The sequence below is a fragment of the Gemmatimonadaceae bacterium genome, from assembly GCA_019752115.1.
In the GTDB taxonomy this organism is placed as follows: domain Bacteria; phylum Gemmatimonadota; class Gemmatimonadetes; order Gemmatimonadales; family Gemmatimonadaceae; genus Gemmatimonas.
In genome coordinates this window covers 105,275-121,063 of record JAIEMN010000007.1, presented here as the reverse complement: position 1 = coordinate 121,063, position 15,789 = coordinate 105,275, and the positions used below count along the sequence as shown (strand labels likewise).

Sequence of the window (15,789 nt, the reverse complement as noted above, 5' to 3'; positions counted from 1 at the left end):
CTACCGCACCCAAGCGGCTCCTGCGGAGCGCTTGGCACTCAATTAACCGAGTCTCCTCCAAACCCGGGGCGGTTCAACGCCCGATTTCTCCGTCGTCTTTGAGGGGACCTCTCAGCCAGCCGGACGCCCCGTCACAAACCTCTCTTTCGTCGGCGCCGGCACCGTACGCTCAATCGGCTGTACCGCCGCAACCTGCTACGGCTGGGTCGACTCGTCGCGAACCATTAACTTCACTGCGTTGGTCAACGGGCGTCTCAAGTCCGCGAGCGTGGCGGTCGAGGTCCTTCCTGAGTGTGCGGCCAGTTCGCTCTTCGGTGTCAGGAGCTCGGCTGCCTTGGTTACCTGCGTCGATCCGGCGACTGCCTGCTGGACTTACATGTACTGCCTCCGAGACCTTACCGCTAACGAGAAGAAGTACATCCGAGATTCGGTGCTGACGAGGATGAAGACGCCAGATCGCATCCCACCTCAAGACAGTGCCATGTGTCGCGATCTCATCCAAACATTTACGAGACTTTTGAACTCCGATAGCATCTCCATGGGGAGATGGAGTCAGCCATCCTGGCTTATGGGGCATACGGGCAACACTTACCTGGGGCGCATTCACATCGACGACCAGTACTTCAAGGAGTATCGCGGAACATCCATTGATGGAGCGAGCACTCTGCTTGCCCGATACCTTCACGAAGTCGCACACCATGTCAACCAGACTCGAATCCCTCCTACGTATGGAAATCATTCAAGTCCGGACGCGAACGGCAACTACGCGGAGTGGCCGTACAGCAAGCTGCCGCTAGGCAGTGGTAATTCGTGCGTTCAATGGGGGATACCCTCCATACGACTGAGTCTGGTGCCAAAGCCGGATGGTTCGTACGACTCGCTTCGCCGTACCAGCCACAGGCGCCTTCGGTCACGGTTGCCTGAAGCGCCGTCCTGATGAGAGCGCACGCGATATGATCACTCTGCAGACTCGCGACCGCCGAACGTTCGTGCTCTGGGTGGCGATGAGCCTCCCGGTCCCGCTGATCGTGTCGGCGATCTACGACTCGCTCACATTCTCAGGCGTGATGTGGGATCGTGAACAGACGGTGGCACGTGTCGCTGGATGGGTATCAGTGCTGCCGCTCTGGGCGCCACCGCTGGCCCTCGCGGTCCTCGGATGGATGGCGCTCGTCCGTCGACAGCGCATATTTGCCACCTCACGCGCTTGGCATGCGGTGTCCCTGTTCTGCGCAATCGTAGTCACCGCCATGCTCAACGTCGTATGTGGCGTGCTCTTCCTGGTGGCGGTCACGGGCACCACGGTCGTTGACGAGGCTCGGCAGTGGCTCGTAATGACGACTCGAGGAACACACTCGCTCGAGTGGTCAGCGGGGGCCATCCTCATGGTGCTCATTCCACGCGTGCTGCTTGCGTCGCGGCTTCGCGCCGCCGGACTTGTCGATTATGCTGATGCGGCTCGAGGTGCCGGCCCGTAACGGGTAACGCAGTATGTCGACGCCGTGTGCCGAGATAGGGCTGGAGACACCACCGCCGAGCGTCCAGACCAGGCGGCGCTCATGCGTCGGTCAGCTCGCGCACCGCGCGTCGCACGTCGGCCTTCGCCAGGCGACGCTCGTGACGATGGGTCAGCACCGTCACATCCGGGTCATCAATCGGCCACATGGACACACGCCGGCACCGCCGACTCCAGACCTCGCGGTGCTGCGTGTCGCGATGGCCACCACGCTTCCGTCCATCCTTTCGACTCCGGCTCATACGTGCTCCGTCACGAGTGGCATGTGGAGGCCCTGTGAGGAGCATAGCATCTTGAGCAGGCTCCGGGGCGCTCACCACGCGGCCCACCCGCCGACCACCCAGACCACGCTTTCCTCGACGGCGGTGATCGGGAAGAGCTTGTCGGCCAAGGCATCGTGATAGGCCGCGTACCGCGCGGTCGCCTCGTCGCGGGCGCGTCGGGCCTTCGCCAGTGCGACCTGCGCGCGCCGCGCCTGCTGCACCCACGCTGACGTGAGGGGCTCACCACGCGTGAACCCTCCGGCGAGGCCGTGCGCGGCGCGCTCCGCCTCACGCAGCGGCGCGTCGGCGTCCACGTAGGCCTGCACGACGCGGAGCAGCTTCGTGGCTTCGCGGCGGCCCTGCACCTCGTCACACAGCACTACCACCGGCCGAACCGAGGTGCCGTCGCAGGTCCACAGGGAGCCGGAAGCCAGGGCGAAAGGGCCGCGATGCGCGAGGGGCCGCGTCGTCTTGATGCGCCGTGCTTTGACGGCGATGGCATCCGACGTGTTCTCGGCGTGCCGCAACGCGTAGTCCCGCGCCGTGTCGAGGTCGTCGAACGTGCGCTCGACAATGCGCACCTCAGCCAGGGTGCTGATGGTTCCGTTCTCCACGCGGTCGCTGTGCTCGTGCGCTACCGCCCGCTGGAGGTCCCGCACCGCGGCCCGCAGTTCATCTGGCGTGAGCGTGCCGGGGACACTCCGCGAACAGCCGCTCCGCGGTCAGCGCTGGGTACGTCTCGAGTCGCTCGAGGATCGGCGGCTTGAAGGGGTCGAGTCGCTGCGGACGCGGCGCCGACGTCCGGGGCACCGGCATCTCAATCACCCGCGTCAACTGCCCGGTCGCGATCCAGTGATGGACCGTCCGCGGGCTAATCCCTAACTGCTTGGCGATGGCTCGCTTCCCGAGCCCCTGCTCCGATAGGTGCTGTAGCAACACGAGGGTATCCCTGCTTTACACCAGTCTCCTCCCCCAGGGGAAGAGACCAAGGTCGCGTCGGCACGAGGCCGACGGAGGGCCTCGCAGGAAAGCTCCCAAGTGCGCAATTCTGCTTGGTGACTCTGCGCAATCTCATACTGGTGATGACAATCCCCACAATCGGCGCGTCAACTTCGATATGCCGCGACGCCAGCGCAATCTGCTCGAGCGCCAGTGTGCCGGTCCGCGCCCGCGTTATGCCGACACGCGTTTGGGCTTATGGTCGGCCGAACTCCGTGAGATCACGGTCCGAGACGTGCCCATTCGGGATGTAAAGAGCTCAACGTGTCGAGCGCCAGACGTCTCCATTGGGAGTCCGGCCACGCAAGGCTTCGCTCGATGACCTGCCGAGCGCCTTCGTCAGCGACTCGCCGTGCCTAACCCCAAGGACGTTCTAATCCGTGGTCTGGCGCCAACAGGGATTGAAACTCCTGTCCGCAGTGCTCTCTGAGCGTCTGGCACAGTGCCTTGACGTCAGCATTAGACAGTGGCGACTTCCGGCCTTCGAATCGCAACGGCGACAGTTCGCAGGCTGGCGTTGACGGCCGGCGCAGCCACGTCCGAAGGAGAAGCACAAGCTCCGTACAATCTGGATTCATCACTCCGAGCTCCGCATACCCGTGCATTGTACCAGCTCGCCCTTACGGACGAACTCATATCGAAGCGAACGCGTGTTCGGTGCCCGCGCTGAGCTGAGGGCACGCCGAGCTGACTCGACGCGTTGCGACGCGCGCCGGCCGGCTGCGCTCGTGACCGCCTAACGAGCGCCGAGCGTCACGAGTGCTCTCGAGTTTTTGAGGCTACGTTCGAAAAGGGGTCGTACGCAGGCTGCTCGGCAAGCCGTCGCACATAGCTGATCGGCGTAATCATGTTCTCCGTTCCTCCGCCGGTCTGGAACATACCGGTCATGGCCACTCCGATCACCTTCCCCGCACCGTTCAGAACGGGACCACCGCTGTTCCCCCCGAATATTGCATCACGGACGGTGAATCGTCGGGCTCCAAAGTAATCGGAGTTCATCCCTTGAATAACCGTCTCGGTGATGCTCATCGGGCGATCTGGCGCCCAGTTGGGAAACCCCACGATTCGAACAGGCATCCCGATCCTAAGCTGCGCATCATCCCCGGCCTCAAATTGATATTTTGCACCGTAGTTGCCGCGAAGGATTGCCAGGTCCCAGTCGACATTGAAGCGATCCATAAACAGGTTGGTCGCCCGTAGCGGCGCGTGCCAAGGAAACGCCTCGACGGTCACCGCCCGTCGCACCACGTGGTAGCAAGTAACCACCCCTATATTTCTCAGGACAAATCCCGTTCCCTGCTCTCCAGCTCTGTCGCGGCCCTCGGTGGTCATCAACACCGCGACGCCATCCTCGGGAATTGGCATCGTATCGAAGTAGTTCGTCCCGTGCTTGCGATCAACGCGCTCGCGTGCTCGTCTAATGAGCTCAACGTAGACCGGATCCGACCGTCCCTTCACCATGGCGAGATAGCTGAGTCTCCCCAAAAGCGTTTCTCGGAAGAGCCCAACGTGATCGCTCGCGTCCCGAGGCGCGAACGTGCGACGGTACGTTGCCTCAGCGGCCTCCTCACCATAGCGCTCCCATGCATGCAACATCGCACGTAGGTTTCGGATGAACTCACGGGGAACGTTCGGGCGCTTAGAGTTAACGATGAGTCCCGTCACCTCCTGCCGCTCGCTGTAGTGTGCAAGTCGCGTCTTCTTGGCGTTGAGCCGAAACCCATGGGACTCAACAATTTGCCTGAGCTCATCTGACACACGCGTGACATTGTCGACACCGCGCGTCACCAAGGCGGACGGAAATCGCTTTCGGAATTGAGAGAATGTCAGGTCGTCCGCGTAGCGCGTATAGTGACAGCGATTCTGATTCGCGAAGTCGCGAAGGGCAAAGTCCAATCCGCGCGCGATCATGTTCGCGAGAATCGGCGATGTCGGGGCCCCTTGTGGGAGAACGCTCTCGTGACAGCACAAGGCCGCGATGCGCTGCGCCCCAAGTTCGGGAATGTGGTACGGGGGCGCCATGAGCATGCCATGAACCCGCCCAAAGTGGATCGACGGAAAGAACTCTTCTAGATCGATGTTCAGCACCCACCGGGAGCGCGTATGCGACTGCGCGTTGTGCACCGTACTCCGTCGCTCGATAAAGCCGAACGCGCACGTCGGCGGTACGGTCAGGGCCGACAACACACGGTAGAGCCGCCGTTGCACCTCTTTCAGTCGCGCAGTGGGCGCGGTGATGACCCGGCTACCGCCTGACTTCTTCGGAACGTGAAACCGGTGGTATGCCCGGCGATTCAGGCTATTGGCGAGACCATCTAGCAGCGTCGGTGACATCTCGATGAGCTCGGCGATACTCCGCCGCGTCGTGAGCGTCGCCACTCGCTCTCTGAGCGCACTAGGTGACAAGTCGTAAAATGACATTCGGCCATGCTCTACATGCCATCATGGATCGATGTCCGCGGCACTACCACGGGGCTCACGCATACGAGAAGGCGAACGCCGGCTGTGGAGCTCTGACCTTCTGATGATGCGATGTGGCGAGACTACTGCGTGACAAAACTACGCCATGCACCATGCCAGCGTTTTCACGTCAACATTGGTACGTGGACTGCCGCAGGATCAACGGCATCCTTCAATTCCAGTCAGCCGGACGTCCGTGGACGAACAATAGCAGGAAAGTGCAGAACGGGCTACATCGCGCGGGGCACGACATCGGCCCACGGGTGATCGCGAAGGAGGTCACCCGTAGCACTGACGCTCCGGCACGCCGTCGACGGCATCAGCTCGTCACTACTCAGAGAAGGGAAACGGCCGCCAGCGCCCCGCGCACCGCACATCCGAGGTCACCCAGCCTCTCACGCCGGGCCGATTGAGAAGACGAGGAGCGGATCGCCACCGACTACCCCACGTGGGCGGGTCGTGCGTCTCGCTGCCGATGGTACAGCCAGCGACTCCCATTGGACCACGCTTGAGAAGCGATGAACTGCGGTGGGTGACCAATGCAGTCGCGTTTCCTGTCCGGGATCGCCGGAGTTAACCCGCACGACATGCCCTGTTTTCGTATTCGGCCTTTGTCACGGTGGCGCTTGACGAGCTTGCCGTTCTGAGATCGAATTGTGTGATCGGCTGCGGCTCCGTCTACGCGACGTCGCCGATCCCCACCGGACACATCTGGAATGGAGATGCACTATGGGACGTATTGATATGTCGGATGCCCTTCGCAGCGCCGCGCGCTATGCCGCGGCGAAGGCGCGGCAGGCGCGCGGGACAACGCCGGAGGTTGAAGCGGACATGCTGAATCGCCGGCGCAATTTTCTACTGCCAACCGACCGTGTGTTCTTTGAGAGCATCATCGAAGGGAGCGACATCCTGCCGATTCGTTATCTCGACATCGGGTTACGTGCGGCACGTGCCGTCGGGCGCATCGAGATCCCGGTTGATGGACGAGGGACGGGCTTCGCGACCGGATTTCTCATTGCGCCAAACCTGCTGATGACCAACCAGCATGTCTTGCGCTCCTCCGATTGGGCATTGGCAGCAACCGCTACATTTGACGCATCCGACGATGCTCGCGGGCTGCCCTTGACCCCTCATGTCTTTCGCCTGGATCCTCTGGACATTTTTGTCGCAGACGAGGCACTCGATTTCTCCATCGTGAGCGTCCTGCCGGTGGCCACGGATGGAACGCGTCTGAGCCGATTCGGCTATCTCCGCCTGTTTGAGGAAACCGGGAAGATCGTTCGCGACGAGTACGCCAGCATTATCCAGCACCCGAACGGTCGACAGAAGCATTTGGCCATTCGCAACAACCGTGTCACGGTCTATCCGTATGACGAGACCGCGGACGCAAGTCAGCTAGAAGGCAACAGCTTTATCTACTACGAGACCGATACAGTGCGGGGCTCCTCGGGCTCACCCGTGATGAACGATCAATGGTTTGTCGTGGCGTTGCATCGGCGGGGCGTACCGGCGGTCCGCACCGTCCGCGGCCAGCCCGTGGTGCTGCGGCGTGATAATCGGGCGGCGCGGCCTGATGACGACGACGCGAGCATTCAGTACGTGTCGAACGAGGGCGTGCGCGTGAGCCGCATTCTTGCACGACTTGGCGAAATTGCCGGCAACGCAGACAATCCGTTTCAAGCCAGTGCCACGCGTGCGCTTGGCATCATTCGGACAGCGGCCGGATTCGTCGCGGACGGGCCGCTGGCCACGCCAGTCGAAGTGGCAACGCCTCTTTCGGCCGTCGGTGCGCGCAGTGGGACGCGACGGCTTGCTCTCGCGCCGGAGGGCTTGGAGATCACGCGGCGAGCACTGGACCAATTTCCAGACTCGCTCGGCTACGATCCAGACTTTTTGGAGGGATTCACGATCCCGCTGCCGACTCCCACGCCGACGCTTCGGCGCGCGCTGGCGCCTCGCGTGGACCGACCGCAGGAATACCTCTTGCCCTTCCGGCACTTCACGACTGCAATGCATGCGCGGCGTCGGTTACCCGTGTTCGCGGCGGTCAATATCGACGGAGCGCGACGACCCTCCGGAAGTCTCGGGCAACGGCCGCCGTGGTCGTACGATCCTCGTATCGCTGAAGAGCATCAGCCGGACGACTCTATTTTCTCGCAGATGCTGCAGCGAGGACATCAGGCGGCGCGCGAGTACGTCATTTTCGGCAGCGCCGCCGAGCGGCGGCAGGCGGACATCCACAGTTTTACCTTGACCAACGTCTGCCCGCAGATCGCAGCATTCAACGGGTCACGTGAATGGTACCGAGTCGAGCGTGAGGTGGTCGGACAAGCGAAGGCCGAGAGCGCTCGTCTCATCGAGTTTGTGGGTCCGATTCTTCAGGCCGATGATCCAACGTTTGACTCGCTCCGAAGTAAGGAGTCCACCGCGGCGTTCTCGACTCGCATCCGTGTCCCGCTCCGGTTCTGGAAGATCATCGCGTGGGTTGAAGGGGATGCCTTGGTTCATCGGGCCTTCATTTTGGACCAGAGTGACGAACTCGATGAGGCGGGCCCGCTCGAACTTGACATCGAGACCCCCGATGGCGTGCTGGACTCGACGATTGACGAGATCTCGGAACTGACGGGCCTGCGATTCGACGGCCTATAGCTCCTCTCACCGCGCAGCGCACGCGGCGGCCGCTGCGTGCGCTGCGCAGCGCGGCGCGGCGCGGCGCGCGCGTCCAGCAAAAAGGCCGAACGCTCGTCGGCTGGTTAGCTGCAAGCCCACATGCTGCTGAGGCAGTGCTAGCGGCGTTGTGTCGCAGATATAGACCCGCGTGGGCCGCCCTCCGCCGGAGCCTTTCGCGTTTGCGGCGCGTCCTTGCGTGACTGATAGCGCTGCGACGACCACGCGAAGCCGGTGTAGCGGCACGCTTGGCGCTCGGAGAGGCCGGCGGATTTCATCGCGTGCTCGACGACCCTCCGCCGCTGCTCGGGCGTCGCCACCTTTTTCCCCAGCAGGTCCTTCACGACCTGAAGATTCAGTGCTTGGTCGGCCACCAGCCGCTTGAGCTGCCGATTCTCCTCCTCGAGCGCCTTGAGCCGCTTCGCCTCCGCGACCTGCATCCCGCCGTACTTCTTCTTCCGGCGATACAGCGTCTGCTCGGTGACGCCGTGGCGGCGCACCAGGTCCGACGTCTTCGCCCCCGCGTCCCACTCGTGCAGCACCGCCACGATCTGGGCCTCCGTAAACCGACTCTTCCACATGCGTCCCCCTCGGCTGGGACTAACATGCAGCGTGGATCAGATTTCGGAGGTCACGTCACGTCATGGGGGGCCCGGCTCGAACATCGTAGGCCCTAACGGCGGACCGTTTATGTGAGGTTGTTGTCAAGCCAGTCGTTCACCTCTTTCGGCCCCCATCCAGAATACGGCTGCCTTAAGGTGATCACGTACACGTTATCGTTCGTGTCGGTGATCTGTCTGATGCGATCTCGCACGACGGTCGGTGATTCATTGGTGCGAATCGCGTAAGACGACTCGGAGAGCTTCGCCCACGAGAACGTCTTGATGTAACCCAACAAATTCGTGTAAGCCTGCCCGGGACTGTTGAGATCGTACGTCACCAATAATACTGCCACAGATTCTCCTCGGTTTCGGGTTTACTCTTCACCGACAGGTTCGCGTCAACGATGTGCATCGGATATGATTGGCCGCACCTTCCGCGACTGGAAGTCGCGGCATTTCCGTATCCGGCCCAAGAAAACCGAGTCACGCCGAACGAAACGGCGTGAGGAGCCTTCGTTGGTGAATTCGGTGAAGGGCACCCGGCTGAACACGCCAAACCGCGTGCGACACCACGGAGAAGAAACGGTTCGGTGAGCGCCCCACTCGCGTCACCTCCCTACTGCTGGCACCGCGGAACCCGATTCTTGGAGTCAGATTCGATGATGATTTCTCCTTGGACGAAGGCGTTCGTGGCGAACGTAGTTTGGTGATCTTTACGCAGCCTTCGCCACGGCGACATCCGCACCGTCGCTATCGGTGGAGCATTTCGCCGTCACAGGCATGCCCGCACACCCCAAACGGCGCGCGGGCCTAGTCGTCCTTCGACATCACGTGCTCGCAGTACCCGCAGTACGGGGCCGAAAGGAGCTCCGACAGCGGAATGTAGGAATTGCATCGTGCACACGTACGGTTCACCGAGCTACCACAGCGCGCACACCGGTTCTCGAAGTCGATGTACGCGTTGGTCGCGCAGTCCGGGCAATCACCGACCGGATTTTCGCCCCCATCGGTGGCGGCGAGGTACTCGTCCCACGCCAGCTCACGCGCGAGGGCCTCGGGGATGACGGTGTCCGCATCGTGTGTCGCACCGCAGGCGCGGCACGACAGCACGATGTCGTCGAACGACCTCGACTCCTCTGTTGGCCGCAGCAAGTCCGAGGCGCAGGCGTCGCATCTCACTTTGACGATGCCGTTCGCCAACGTGTCGGACTCCCAGGCGATGCTTGCCAATGCGTCGTCGCAGGCCTGCCGCTCGATGGCGTGCACGGCGGCGACGTTCAACATTGCCTCCCAAGTATCGACGCCGACGAGATCGCGCGGCGCCCTGTTCAAATGCACTTCGGCGATTCGCCGCACCAACACCATTGCCGACGTAATCACATCGGCGATAGCTTCCACAGACAACTGGGAGCTGTAATGCTCCACGTCATTTCGCACGTCCCCGATCCGGTGTAACGCGTCCCAGTCGAGATGAATGCCGACGGCCGTGCAGCGCTGACGGATTTGCTGCGTGTCGATGGTGCGCTTGCCCTTCCCGCGGTAGACGACCTGCCCGGACTCGTCGAGCTGCGGTTCGATGCTCGCCCGAATGAGAGTCTCTCCAGCGGGACCGGGCACCTTGGTCAGGATGGCCTGCTTGAGCAGGAGGAGGATGCCCGCGTGGATGCTGCGCACGGCGGCCAGCAATCGCGGCCGCGTACCGGTGTGGTAATCCTCGACGCCAACCTGAATGGCATCGACGGCGTTCGAAAGCAGATCCATAGTTCGTACCGTGCTGTGTCGAGTAAAGAACCGCAAGGCCGGGTGCCCGGCCCCGACATCGCCTCGGTGAAGTTCGCGCAATTAGTCCGGCAGCAAATCGCGGAGCGGTTCGAGGCGCGCCAAGAGATCGTCGAAAGAGGGCTGCGAGTCGCCGAAGTACATCTGACGCTCGCTTTGGTGCAGAGCCGCAAATTCCCGACGTTGGTCCGCTGTGGGCGCGAAAGCCGAGCAGGTCTTGAGACCCAGACGCGTCACGTCGAAGTTGCCCCCATAGTAGGCGTTGCTCAGCTCCGCGGCCTCACGCACCAATTTCGTGAAGTCTTCGGAGGCGACGAAGTCCTTAGCTTCGGGTACCGATTCGAAGACCATGACTACGTCGTAATAGTGACGTGGACGAAGCGGGATGTTACCCACAGCGCCGGCGCTCAGCGCCAAGATTTTCTCAACGAGGGTGCGATGGGGGTGAAGCACCTCGAGCGATAGGGGCGCCAGATCAGCCTCGCATTCGGCAAATGCGTCGAGCGCGCTGCCCCGCACCTCATCCAGGTACTCCGCGCACATGGAGCGAACCGTCCGTTGTACGTGCGGGTGCGTCCCGCCGCGGTATCCTAGTTCGACGAGAACGACGTCCTCCGCCGGGCCGAGCGCTTGGTGCGGACGACCGGGCACTGGATAGCGCACATTCATGTAGTATTGACTCCGCCTGCGATACCACTCTCGCTCCTCTCGGCTGCCCAACGTGCTCTTCTCTGGCAGCACCATCCCGGTCATGTCGGTGATCTTTTGGTGCAGCGACTGGAACACGCGCTTGCGGACACCATCGCTCGTCGGCGGCTCGCCGAAGTTAGGGCCCGTGATCAACAGATCGACGTCTTCCGAGAACCGGCGAATGACGTTCCATGCTTTCGAGAGACTGGTGCCGCCCTTGAAGACGACGCAATGCGTTGCCGCTTCGCACGGCGCGATGGCCTCCAACACGCGCGTAACCCAGTAGTCCTTCTCAACCAACGCGGGCAAGAGTGCACGGGCGTCGGCAGTCAGATTGACGAGTTCGCTAAAGTCGCGGTGGTCGGCGAAGCGCATGCGTGCAGTGGCGACGGGGTGGGGTGCCGGCCGCAATGAACGGTGGGGTCCGGCTGCCCCCCAGCGCACTGATCCGGCAGTCTTTCTCGCTTAACGGTCCAACGCAGGCTTGCCCGCCTGCTCCTTTCTGCCCCGGAGGCGCCACGTACGTGCGTGACGAAGCCCAAGGTCCTCCGGCACGTCGTACGTGGTGAGCGGATGGAGCCCATCGCGGAGCTCGTCGAGCGCGCGTCGGATCTCCCCCGTTGTGGACCCAGATGAGCCATCCACGGCCTCCTTAGGCCGACCCGCGTCGGTACGCGTTCCGGTCGGTCGAGCGCGAAGGACCTCCTCGCAAATTGCACCAAGCAGGGCGCGAACGCGCGGAGGCTCTGCGGCGGCGAACTGCGTCAGCCTGGTCACATTCAGCCGTCCGCTGGAGAGCAGGAGTTTCAGCCGACCCACGATTGCCGCTGGCGTGGTGTCCGGCACACGCCGCAGTCGCCGCAGCGCATCCAAGGCCCCCCGCTCCGGAGACGTGATCCCCGCCTGTGCGGCGAGAGGCCGGGACACGACGTGGACGGCAATACCGCGATACGCCTTCGTACGGACGCGCTTGGGCGCTGCCAGCGTGATGGCGGCGCTCATTTGTGTTGTCAGTCCGAGCCGATTGAACTCAGCAAGGCCACTCGGAACGGCTTCGACACCGCGGTGGCGGAGTGCCGCCGCGACAGCCAGCGTCGGGTCCGGCCGGCTTGCCCCGAAACTGGTCATCCGGCCGGCAAAGTAGACGCCTCGCCGGACGCGTTGGAGTGCTCCCCGGCGCGCGAGGCGCGAGAGCGCGGCCGCGACGGCGCCGTCAGCGTCCAGATCGCTGAAGTCCTGAAGGCTCCAGTACCGTTCACTGCCGCCTGACGCGACACGCTCAGCGACGGCGTGCGCGACCGATTGCTCCCGTGCTCGATTCATAGCTCAAGAGTATCGCGCTCAGCCCTATAATGTCAAGTAAATGCCGCCATTTATTTGACATTATAGCTCCGCAGGATCTAAAAAACTCTCGTAAACAGTTGCAATTAAATAACTTCTATCACAGGAGGCTTTCCAAAACACCCGCTGCGTGCAGGAGTGAATGCTTCCGGTAGGGCGCGATTGCGAGGGTCGCCGAGCGTGCCCGATCTTCGCAAAACCTTCGGCTCTCGCCGGTGGTCGACCATATTACGGTAGTGCTGCCCTCCCGTTTGCGCAGAGTGCTAGACGGGTCTCATCGGCCGCGAACTATGATGATTCCTAGTAGCAAACCGAAAACGCTCCGCGACGAGGCCTTCATTGGTCAGCAGGGCGTTAACTTGGTCGCGACCCGCGTAACGGACATGGGCTACGCGTGGCACCCGGGGAACGCCTCCCTTGATGCAGGCATCGACGGGTTCGTGGAACTCAGGGATACGAACACTGGGGCTGCCCTCAACCTCATTCTGCCGGTACAGAGCAAGGCGACTGCGCAGCCGTGGGCGGAGGAGACCGCGACCTCCTTCGAGTTCGTGTGTCGCGAGCGCGATCTCGTGTATTGGTTGGGTGGAAGTCACCCGGTGGTCTTGGTCGTTTCTCGACCGCAGGACGATGAAGCCTACTGGGTATCGGTGCGGGACTACTTCCGCGATCCACTCCGCCGAAAGCAACGCAAGATTGTGTTCGACAAGGCGCGTCAGCGCTTCGACCACTCAGCAAAAGCGGCGCTAATGGAGCTCGGCGTACCGCGAGACGGCGGCTATTACTCGGCGCCGCTTCCCCGGCTGGAGCCGATCTTCTCCAATCTGCTGCGCGTCCGTCGCTTGCCTCGCTACGTCTACACAGCGACAGCGGTCAACAGCGACCCGCGGGTGCTTGGGGGCCTGCTCCGTGAGGCCGGCGTGCGGGACATCGAGTGGGTGCTTCGAAAGGGACGCATGTTCTCGGTCCACGACCTGTCGCAACGTGGCTGGCGGACTGTGGTCGATCTGGGGACAGTCGAGCGGCACGACGGCGCGGAATGGGGGGCGCTCGACGACGTCGCCCGGGCCGACGACCTGCACGACTTCATTCACCTGCTCGGGCGCTGCCTGAGCACGCGCTTGCGACCGCTTGGCGTGCGCTACGAGCGGGAGATGCGCTACCACTTCTTTGAGGCGACGCCCGACCTCACGCCACGCGCAATTGCGTATCGCAGCCTCAAGCACGCCAGTTCGCGCGTGGTGTTCAATCGCTACGGTAAGGCAAGAGGCGACGTGGTGCGCGACTGGTATCGGCACAATGCTTTCACCGGGCGCTTCATGCGGTACGACGGCGCGTGGTACCTCGAGATCGTACCCGACTATCATTTCACCCACGACGGCTGGCGGGCGCTCCGGTTTCAAGCTTCGAAGCGCGCTGGCATTAAGGCGCTCGAGCGCAACGGCACCGTCCTGGGGCAAGTGGTGATGTGGGCCGATCTGCTCTCCCCGACGGGCAGCGATCTGTTTGCCCAACCTGACTACCCCTACCTGGAGTTTGGGAGGCTCGCGGAGTTCACGCTGGAGGCAGGCATTGACGAGAACGAGTGGTTAGGAAAAGAAGACGAGCACGAACTCCGCGCAGCGGACAACGCCTGGACGAACCTCCCGCTGTTCTCGACCGAGCCGTCGCCCTACGCCGATGACGCCCCGCTGCCGAAACGCCCACACGCGCTCGACGATGTAGTGCAAATGCCCAGCACACGCGACGTGGGGATCGCGGATGAGACCCGTCCGGAGAGCGCACCGGCCGCGTCGGCCGGCCCCCTCACGTGGCACGACCGCGACGGGATCCGGGCACCAAAGCGTCGGGGACGGTCGTCCTGATGCAGCTCGACTTTCTGCCCGAGCCCGCGCTGGAGTTCGGCGGTGGCATGTCGCACATAGACATTCGCTTCGGGCTCATGCAATATGGCCCGCTCGACATCACCAGCGAGCTCGCGCCTCGCCGCATCAAGGTGGGCGTCGTCGGCACCCCCGCGGGCACCGAGATGTTGCGCGAGTGGCTGGAACGGTGTCGTGCCGAAATCGGCGCGCGCGAAAGCCGTCAGCGAAACTTGTTTCCGCGATTCCCCGGATTTGCCGAGGACGTGGCTTTCGGATCGACGCTCGTCTTGTCCGACGAAACCACGCGCACGATTGCGGATCGTTTCTTCGACGCCCTGCGACAGGGATCGGCGAACGAAGCAATTCAGGGCGCGGTGGACCTGTTCTTGCAAGAGTGTCGGGTCCTCAGCCACGACCACCGCGTGGACGTCGTCGTCTGCGTGGTGCCCATGCGCATTGCGGAGCTCATGGATCCCGCGTTGCGCGACACGCGAACACCCAGCGCCGAAAACGACGACGCGGAGGCCATCCGCGACGATGCCGACGAGCGCGACCTGCTCGCGCTCAACTTCCGGGATTTGCTGAAGGCGAAGGCGATGGGCGTGGCCCGCCTGAACACGCCGATTCAGCTCATCCTGCCCTCGAGCCTGAATCCGACGCTCGGCCGCAAACTCAAGATCCGGGAGAACGAAACTCGCTCGGTGCAAGACGAGGCGACGCGCGCGTGGAATTTTCATACAGCGCTCTACTACAAGGCTGGCGGACGGCCTTGGCGAATCCCGCGAGATCCGCGACAGTTTACGACGTGTCACGTAGGGATCAGCTTCTACGAGTCGCTGGATCGCCGCGCGATCTTGACGAGCATGGCTCAGGTGTTCGATGAGCGAGGCGACGGAGTCGTCGTGCGCGGCGGACCGATCCAGATGTCGAAGGATGATCGCGTGCCCCACCTGACGGCCCTAGATTCAGAGGCGCTGCTCATGCGCGCCTTGGCACGGTACCGGGACGTGCACAAAAACGCGCCGGCGCGCGTAGTCGTACACAAAAGTTCGCCGCACAGCCTCGCCGAACTGGAAGGGTTCGACGCGGCGGCGACGCGGGCGAACATCGAAGTCGTGGACTGCGTGAGCATCGGGCGACGCCCGACCACCCGGCTCTTTCGCTACGGGAACTATCCGCCGCTCCGCGGAACGTACCTGCACTTGGACGCACGCGACCATCTCCTCTACACGCGTGGAAGCGTCAACTTCTTCGAGACTTACCCCGGGAGCTACGTACCGCGTCCACTCTTATTCCGATGCGACCGCGTAGAGAGCACACCGAAGCACATCGCGCGCGAGATGCTGGGTCTCAGCAAGCTCAATTGGAACGTCACGCAGTTCGACGGCGGTACCCCCATCACCATCGAGGCGGCTCGACGCGTCGGGAAAATTCTCAAGCACCTCGGCGACGACGACCTCGTCGGCCATCAGTACGCGTTTTACATGTAGCGATCCGGCGTTCAGGCGAGGCGCGCGCTGCGCCATCCAGCTTGTTCGCCCACGAGCCAACGGATCGTTGAGATACCGTTCGACTATTCTTTGACGGTCCGTTTCTCCCGTGGAGTG

The 15,789-nt window shown here is 62.8% G+C and carries 12 protein-coding genes; 4 read left to right on the top strand and 8 right to left on the bottom strand.

Annotation, left to right across the window (positions count from 1 at the left end; genetic code table 11):
* Positions 1 to 953 precede the first annotated feature (953 nt).
* Positions 954 to 1,478 (top strand): hypothetical protein, encoded by a 525-nt coding sequence (locus K2R93_03835; GenBank protein MBY0488952.1) that lies wholly within the window; start codon positions 954 to 956, stop codon positions 1,476 to 1,478.
* Positions 1,479 to 1,557: 79 nt separating this feature from the next.
* Here the strand turns inward: K2R93_03835 and K2R93_03830 are convergent, their stop codons facing one another.
* The 4 genes from K2R93_03830 to K2R93_03815 all read right to left on the bottom strand — a co-directional run bounded on the left by K2R93_03830 (position 1,558) and on the right by K2R93_03815 (position 5,157).
* Complete coding sequence (locus tag K2R93_03830; GenBank protein MBY0488951.1) at positions 1,558 to 1,758, bottom strand: hypothetical protein; 201 nt, start codon at positions 1,756 to 1,758, stop codon at positions 1,558 to 1,560.
* A gap of 71 nt (positions 1,759 to 1,829) precedes the next feature.
* Positions 1,830 to 2,438 (bottom strand): hypothetical protein, encoded by a 609-nt coding sequence (locus K2R93_03825; protein MBY0488950.1) that lies wholly within the window; start codon positions 2,436 to 2,438, stop codon positions 1,830 to 1,832.
* Positions 2,439 to 2,451: 13 nt separating this feature from the next.
* Positions 2,452 to 2,718 carry a helix-turn-helix domain-containing protein gene (locus K2R93_03820; GenBank protein ID MBY0488949.1) on the bottom strand — a complete coding sequence of 89 codons (267 nt, stop codon included), beginning with the start codon at positions 2,716 to 2,718 and terminating at the stop codon, positions 2,452 to 2,454.
* Positions 2,719 to 3,531: 813 nt separating this feature from the next.
* Complete coding sequence (locus K2R93_03815) at positions 3,532 to 5,157, bottom strand: trypsin-like peptidase domain-containing protein (protein ID MBY0488948.1); 1,626 nt, start codon at positions 5,155 to 5,157, stop codon at positions 3,532 to 3,534.
* A gap of 810 nt (positions 5,158 to 5,967) precedes the next feature.
* Here K2R93_03815 and K2R93_03810 point away from each other — a divergent pair.
* Positions 5,968 to 7,887 (top strand): DNA/RNA non-specific endonuclease, encoded by a 1,920-nt coding sequence (locus K2R93_03810; protein MBY0488947.1) that lies wholly within the window; start codon positions 5,968 to 5,970, stop codon positions 7,885 to 7,887.
* A 137-nt stretch (positions 7,888 to 8,024) separates the two neighbouring features.
* Here the strand turns inward: K2R93_03810 and K2R93_03805 are convergent, their stop codons facing one another.
* From K2R93_03805 to K2R93_03790, 4 genes are all read right to left on the bottom strand, one after another.
* Complete coding sequence (locus tag K2R93_03805) at positions 8,025 to 8,453, bottom strand: transposase (protein MBY0488946.1); 429 nt, start codon at positions 8,451 to 8,453, stop codon at positions 8,025 to 8,027.
* 864 nt (positions 8,454 to 9,317) lie between these two features.
* The gene (locus K2R93_03800; GenBank protein ID MBY0488945.1) at positions 9,318 to 10,268 is read right to left on the bottom strand and encodes a hypothetical protein; all 951 of its coding nucleotides are present in this window, start codon (positions 10,266 to 10,268) and stop codon (positions 9,318 to 9,320) included.
* A gap of 81 nt (positions 10,269 to 10,349) precedes the next feature.
* Complete coding sequence (locus K2R93_03795) at positions 10,350 to 11,351, bottom strand: nucleotidyl transferase AbiEii/AbiGii toxin family protein (GenBank protein MBY0488944.1); 1,002 nt, start codon at positions 11,349 to 11,351, stop codon at positions 10,350 to 10,352.
* A gap of 90 nt (positions 11,352 to 11,441) precedes the next feature.
* Entirely contained in the window at positions 11,442 to 12,299 is an 858-nt protein-coding gene (locus K2R93_03790) for a hypothetical protein (GenBank protein ID MBY0488943.1), read from the bottom strand.
* A 308-nt stretch (positions 12,300 to 12,607) separates the two neighbouring features.
* Here K2R93_03790 and K2R93_03785 point away from each other — a divergent pair, with 308 nt between their 5' ends.
* Complete coding sequence (locus K2R93_03785) at positions 12,608 to 14,182, top strand: DUF4365 domain-containing protein (protein ID MBY0488942.1); 1,575 nt, start codon at positions 12,608 to 12,610, stop codon at positions 14,180 to 14,182.
* Positions 14,182 to 15,672: a hypothetical protein gene (locus K2R93_03780; GenBank protein ID MBY0488941.1), complete on the top strand. Its 1,491-nt coding sequence runs from the start codon at positions 14,182 to 14,184 to the stop codon at positions 15,670 to 15,672. Before K2R93_03785 ends, K2R93_03780 begins: the two co-directional genes overlap by 1 nt.
* Positions 15,673 to 15,789 lie beyond the last annotated feature (117 nt).

What these genes read in the sequence shown, in the direction of transcription:
- K2R93_03835 (MBY0488952.1), top strand. Translation starts at nt 954, where the DNA reads ATGATCACTCTGCAGACTCGCGACCGCCGAACGTTCGTGCTCTGGGTG.
- K2R93_03830 (MBY0488951.1), bottom strand. Translation starts at nt 1,758, where the DNA reads ATGAGCCGGAGTCGAAAGGATGGACGGAAGCGTGGTGGCCATCGCGAC.
- K2R93_03810 (MBY0488947.1), top strand. Translation starts at nt 5,968, where the DNA reads ATGGGACGTATTGATATGTCGGATGCCCTTCGCAGCGCCGCGCGCTAT.
- K2R93_03800 (MBY0488945.1), bottom strand. Translation starts at nt 10,268, where the DNA reads ATGGATCTGCTTTCGAACGCCGTCGATGCCATTCAGGTTGGCGTCGAG.
- K2R93_03795 (MBY0488944.1), bottom strand. Translation starts at nt 11,351, where the DNA reads ATGCGCTTCGCCGACCACCGCGACTTTAGCGAACTCGTCAATCTGACT.
- K2R93_03790 (MBY0488943.1), bottom strand. Translation starts at nt 12,299, where the DNA reads ATGAATCGAGCACGGGAGCAATCGGTCGCGCACGCCGTCGCTGAGCGT.
- K2R93_03785 (MBY0488942.1), top strand. Translation starts at nt 12,608, where the DNA reads ATGATGATTCCTAGTAGCAAACCGAAAACGCTCCGCGACGAGGCCTTC.
- K2R93_03780 (MBY0488941.1), top strand. Translation starts at nt 14,182, where the DNA reads ATGCAGCTCGACTTTCTGCCCGAGCCCGCGCTGGAGTTCGGCGGTGGC.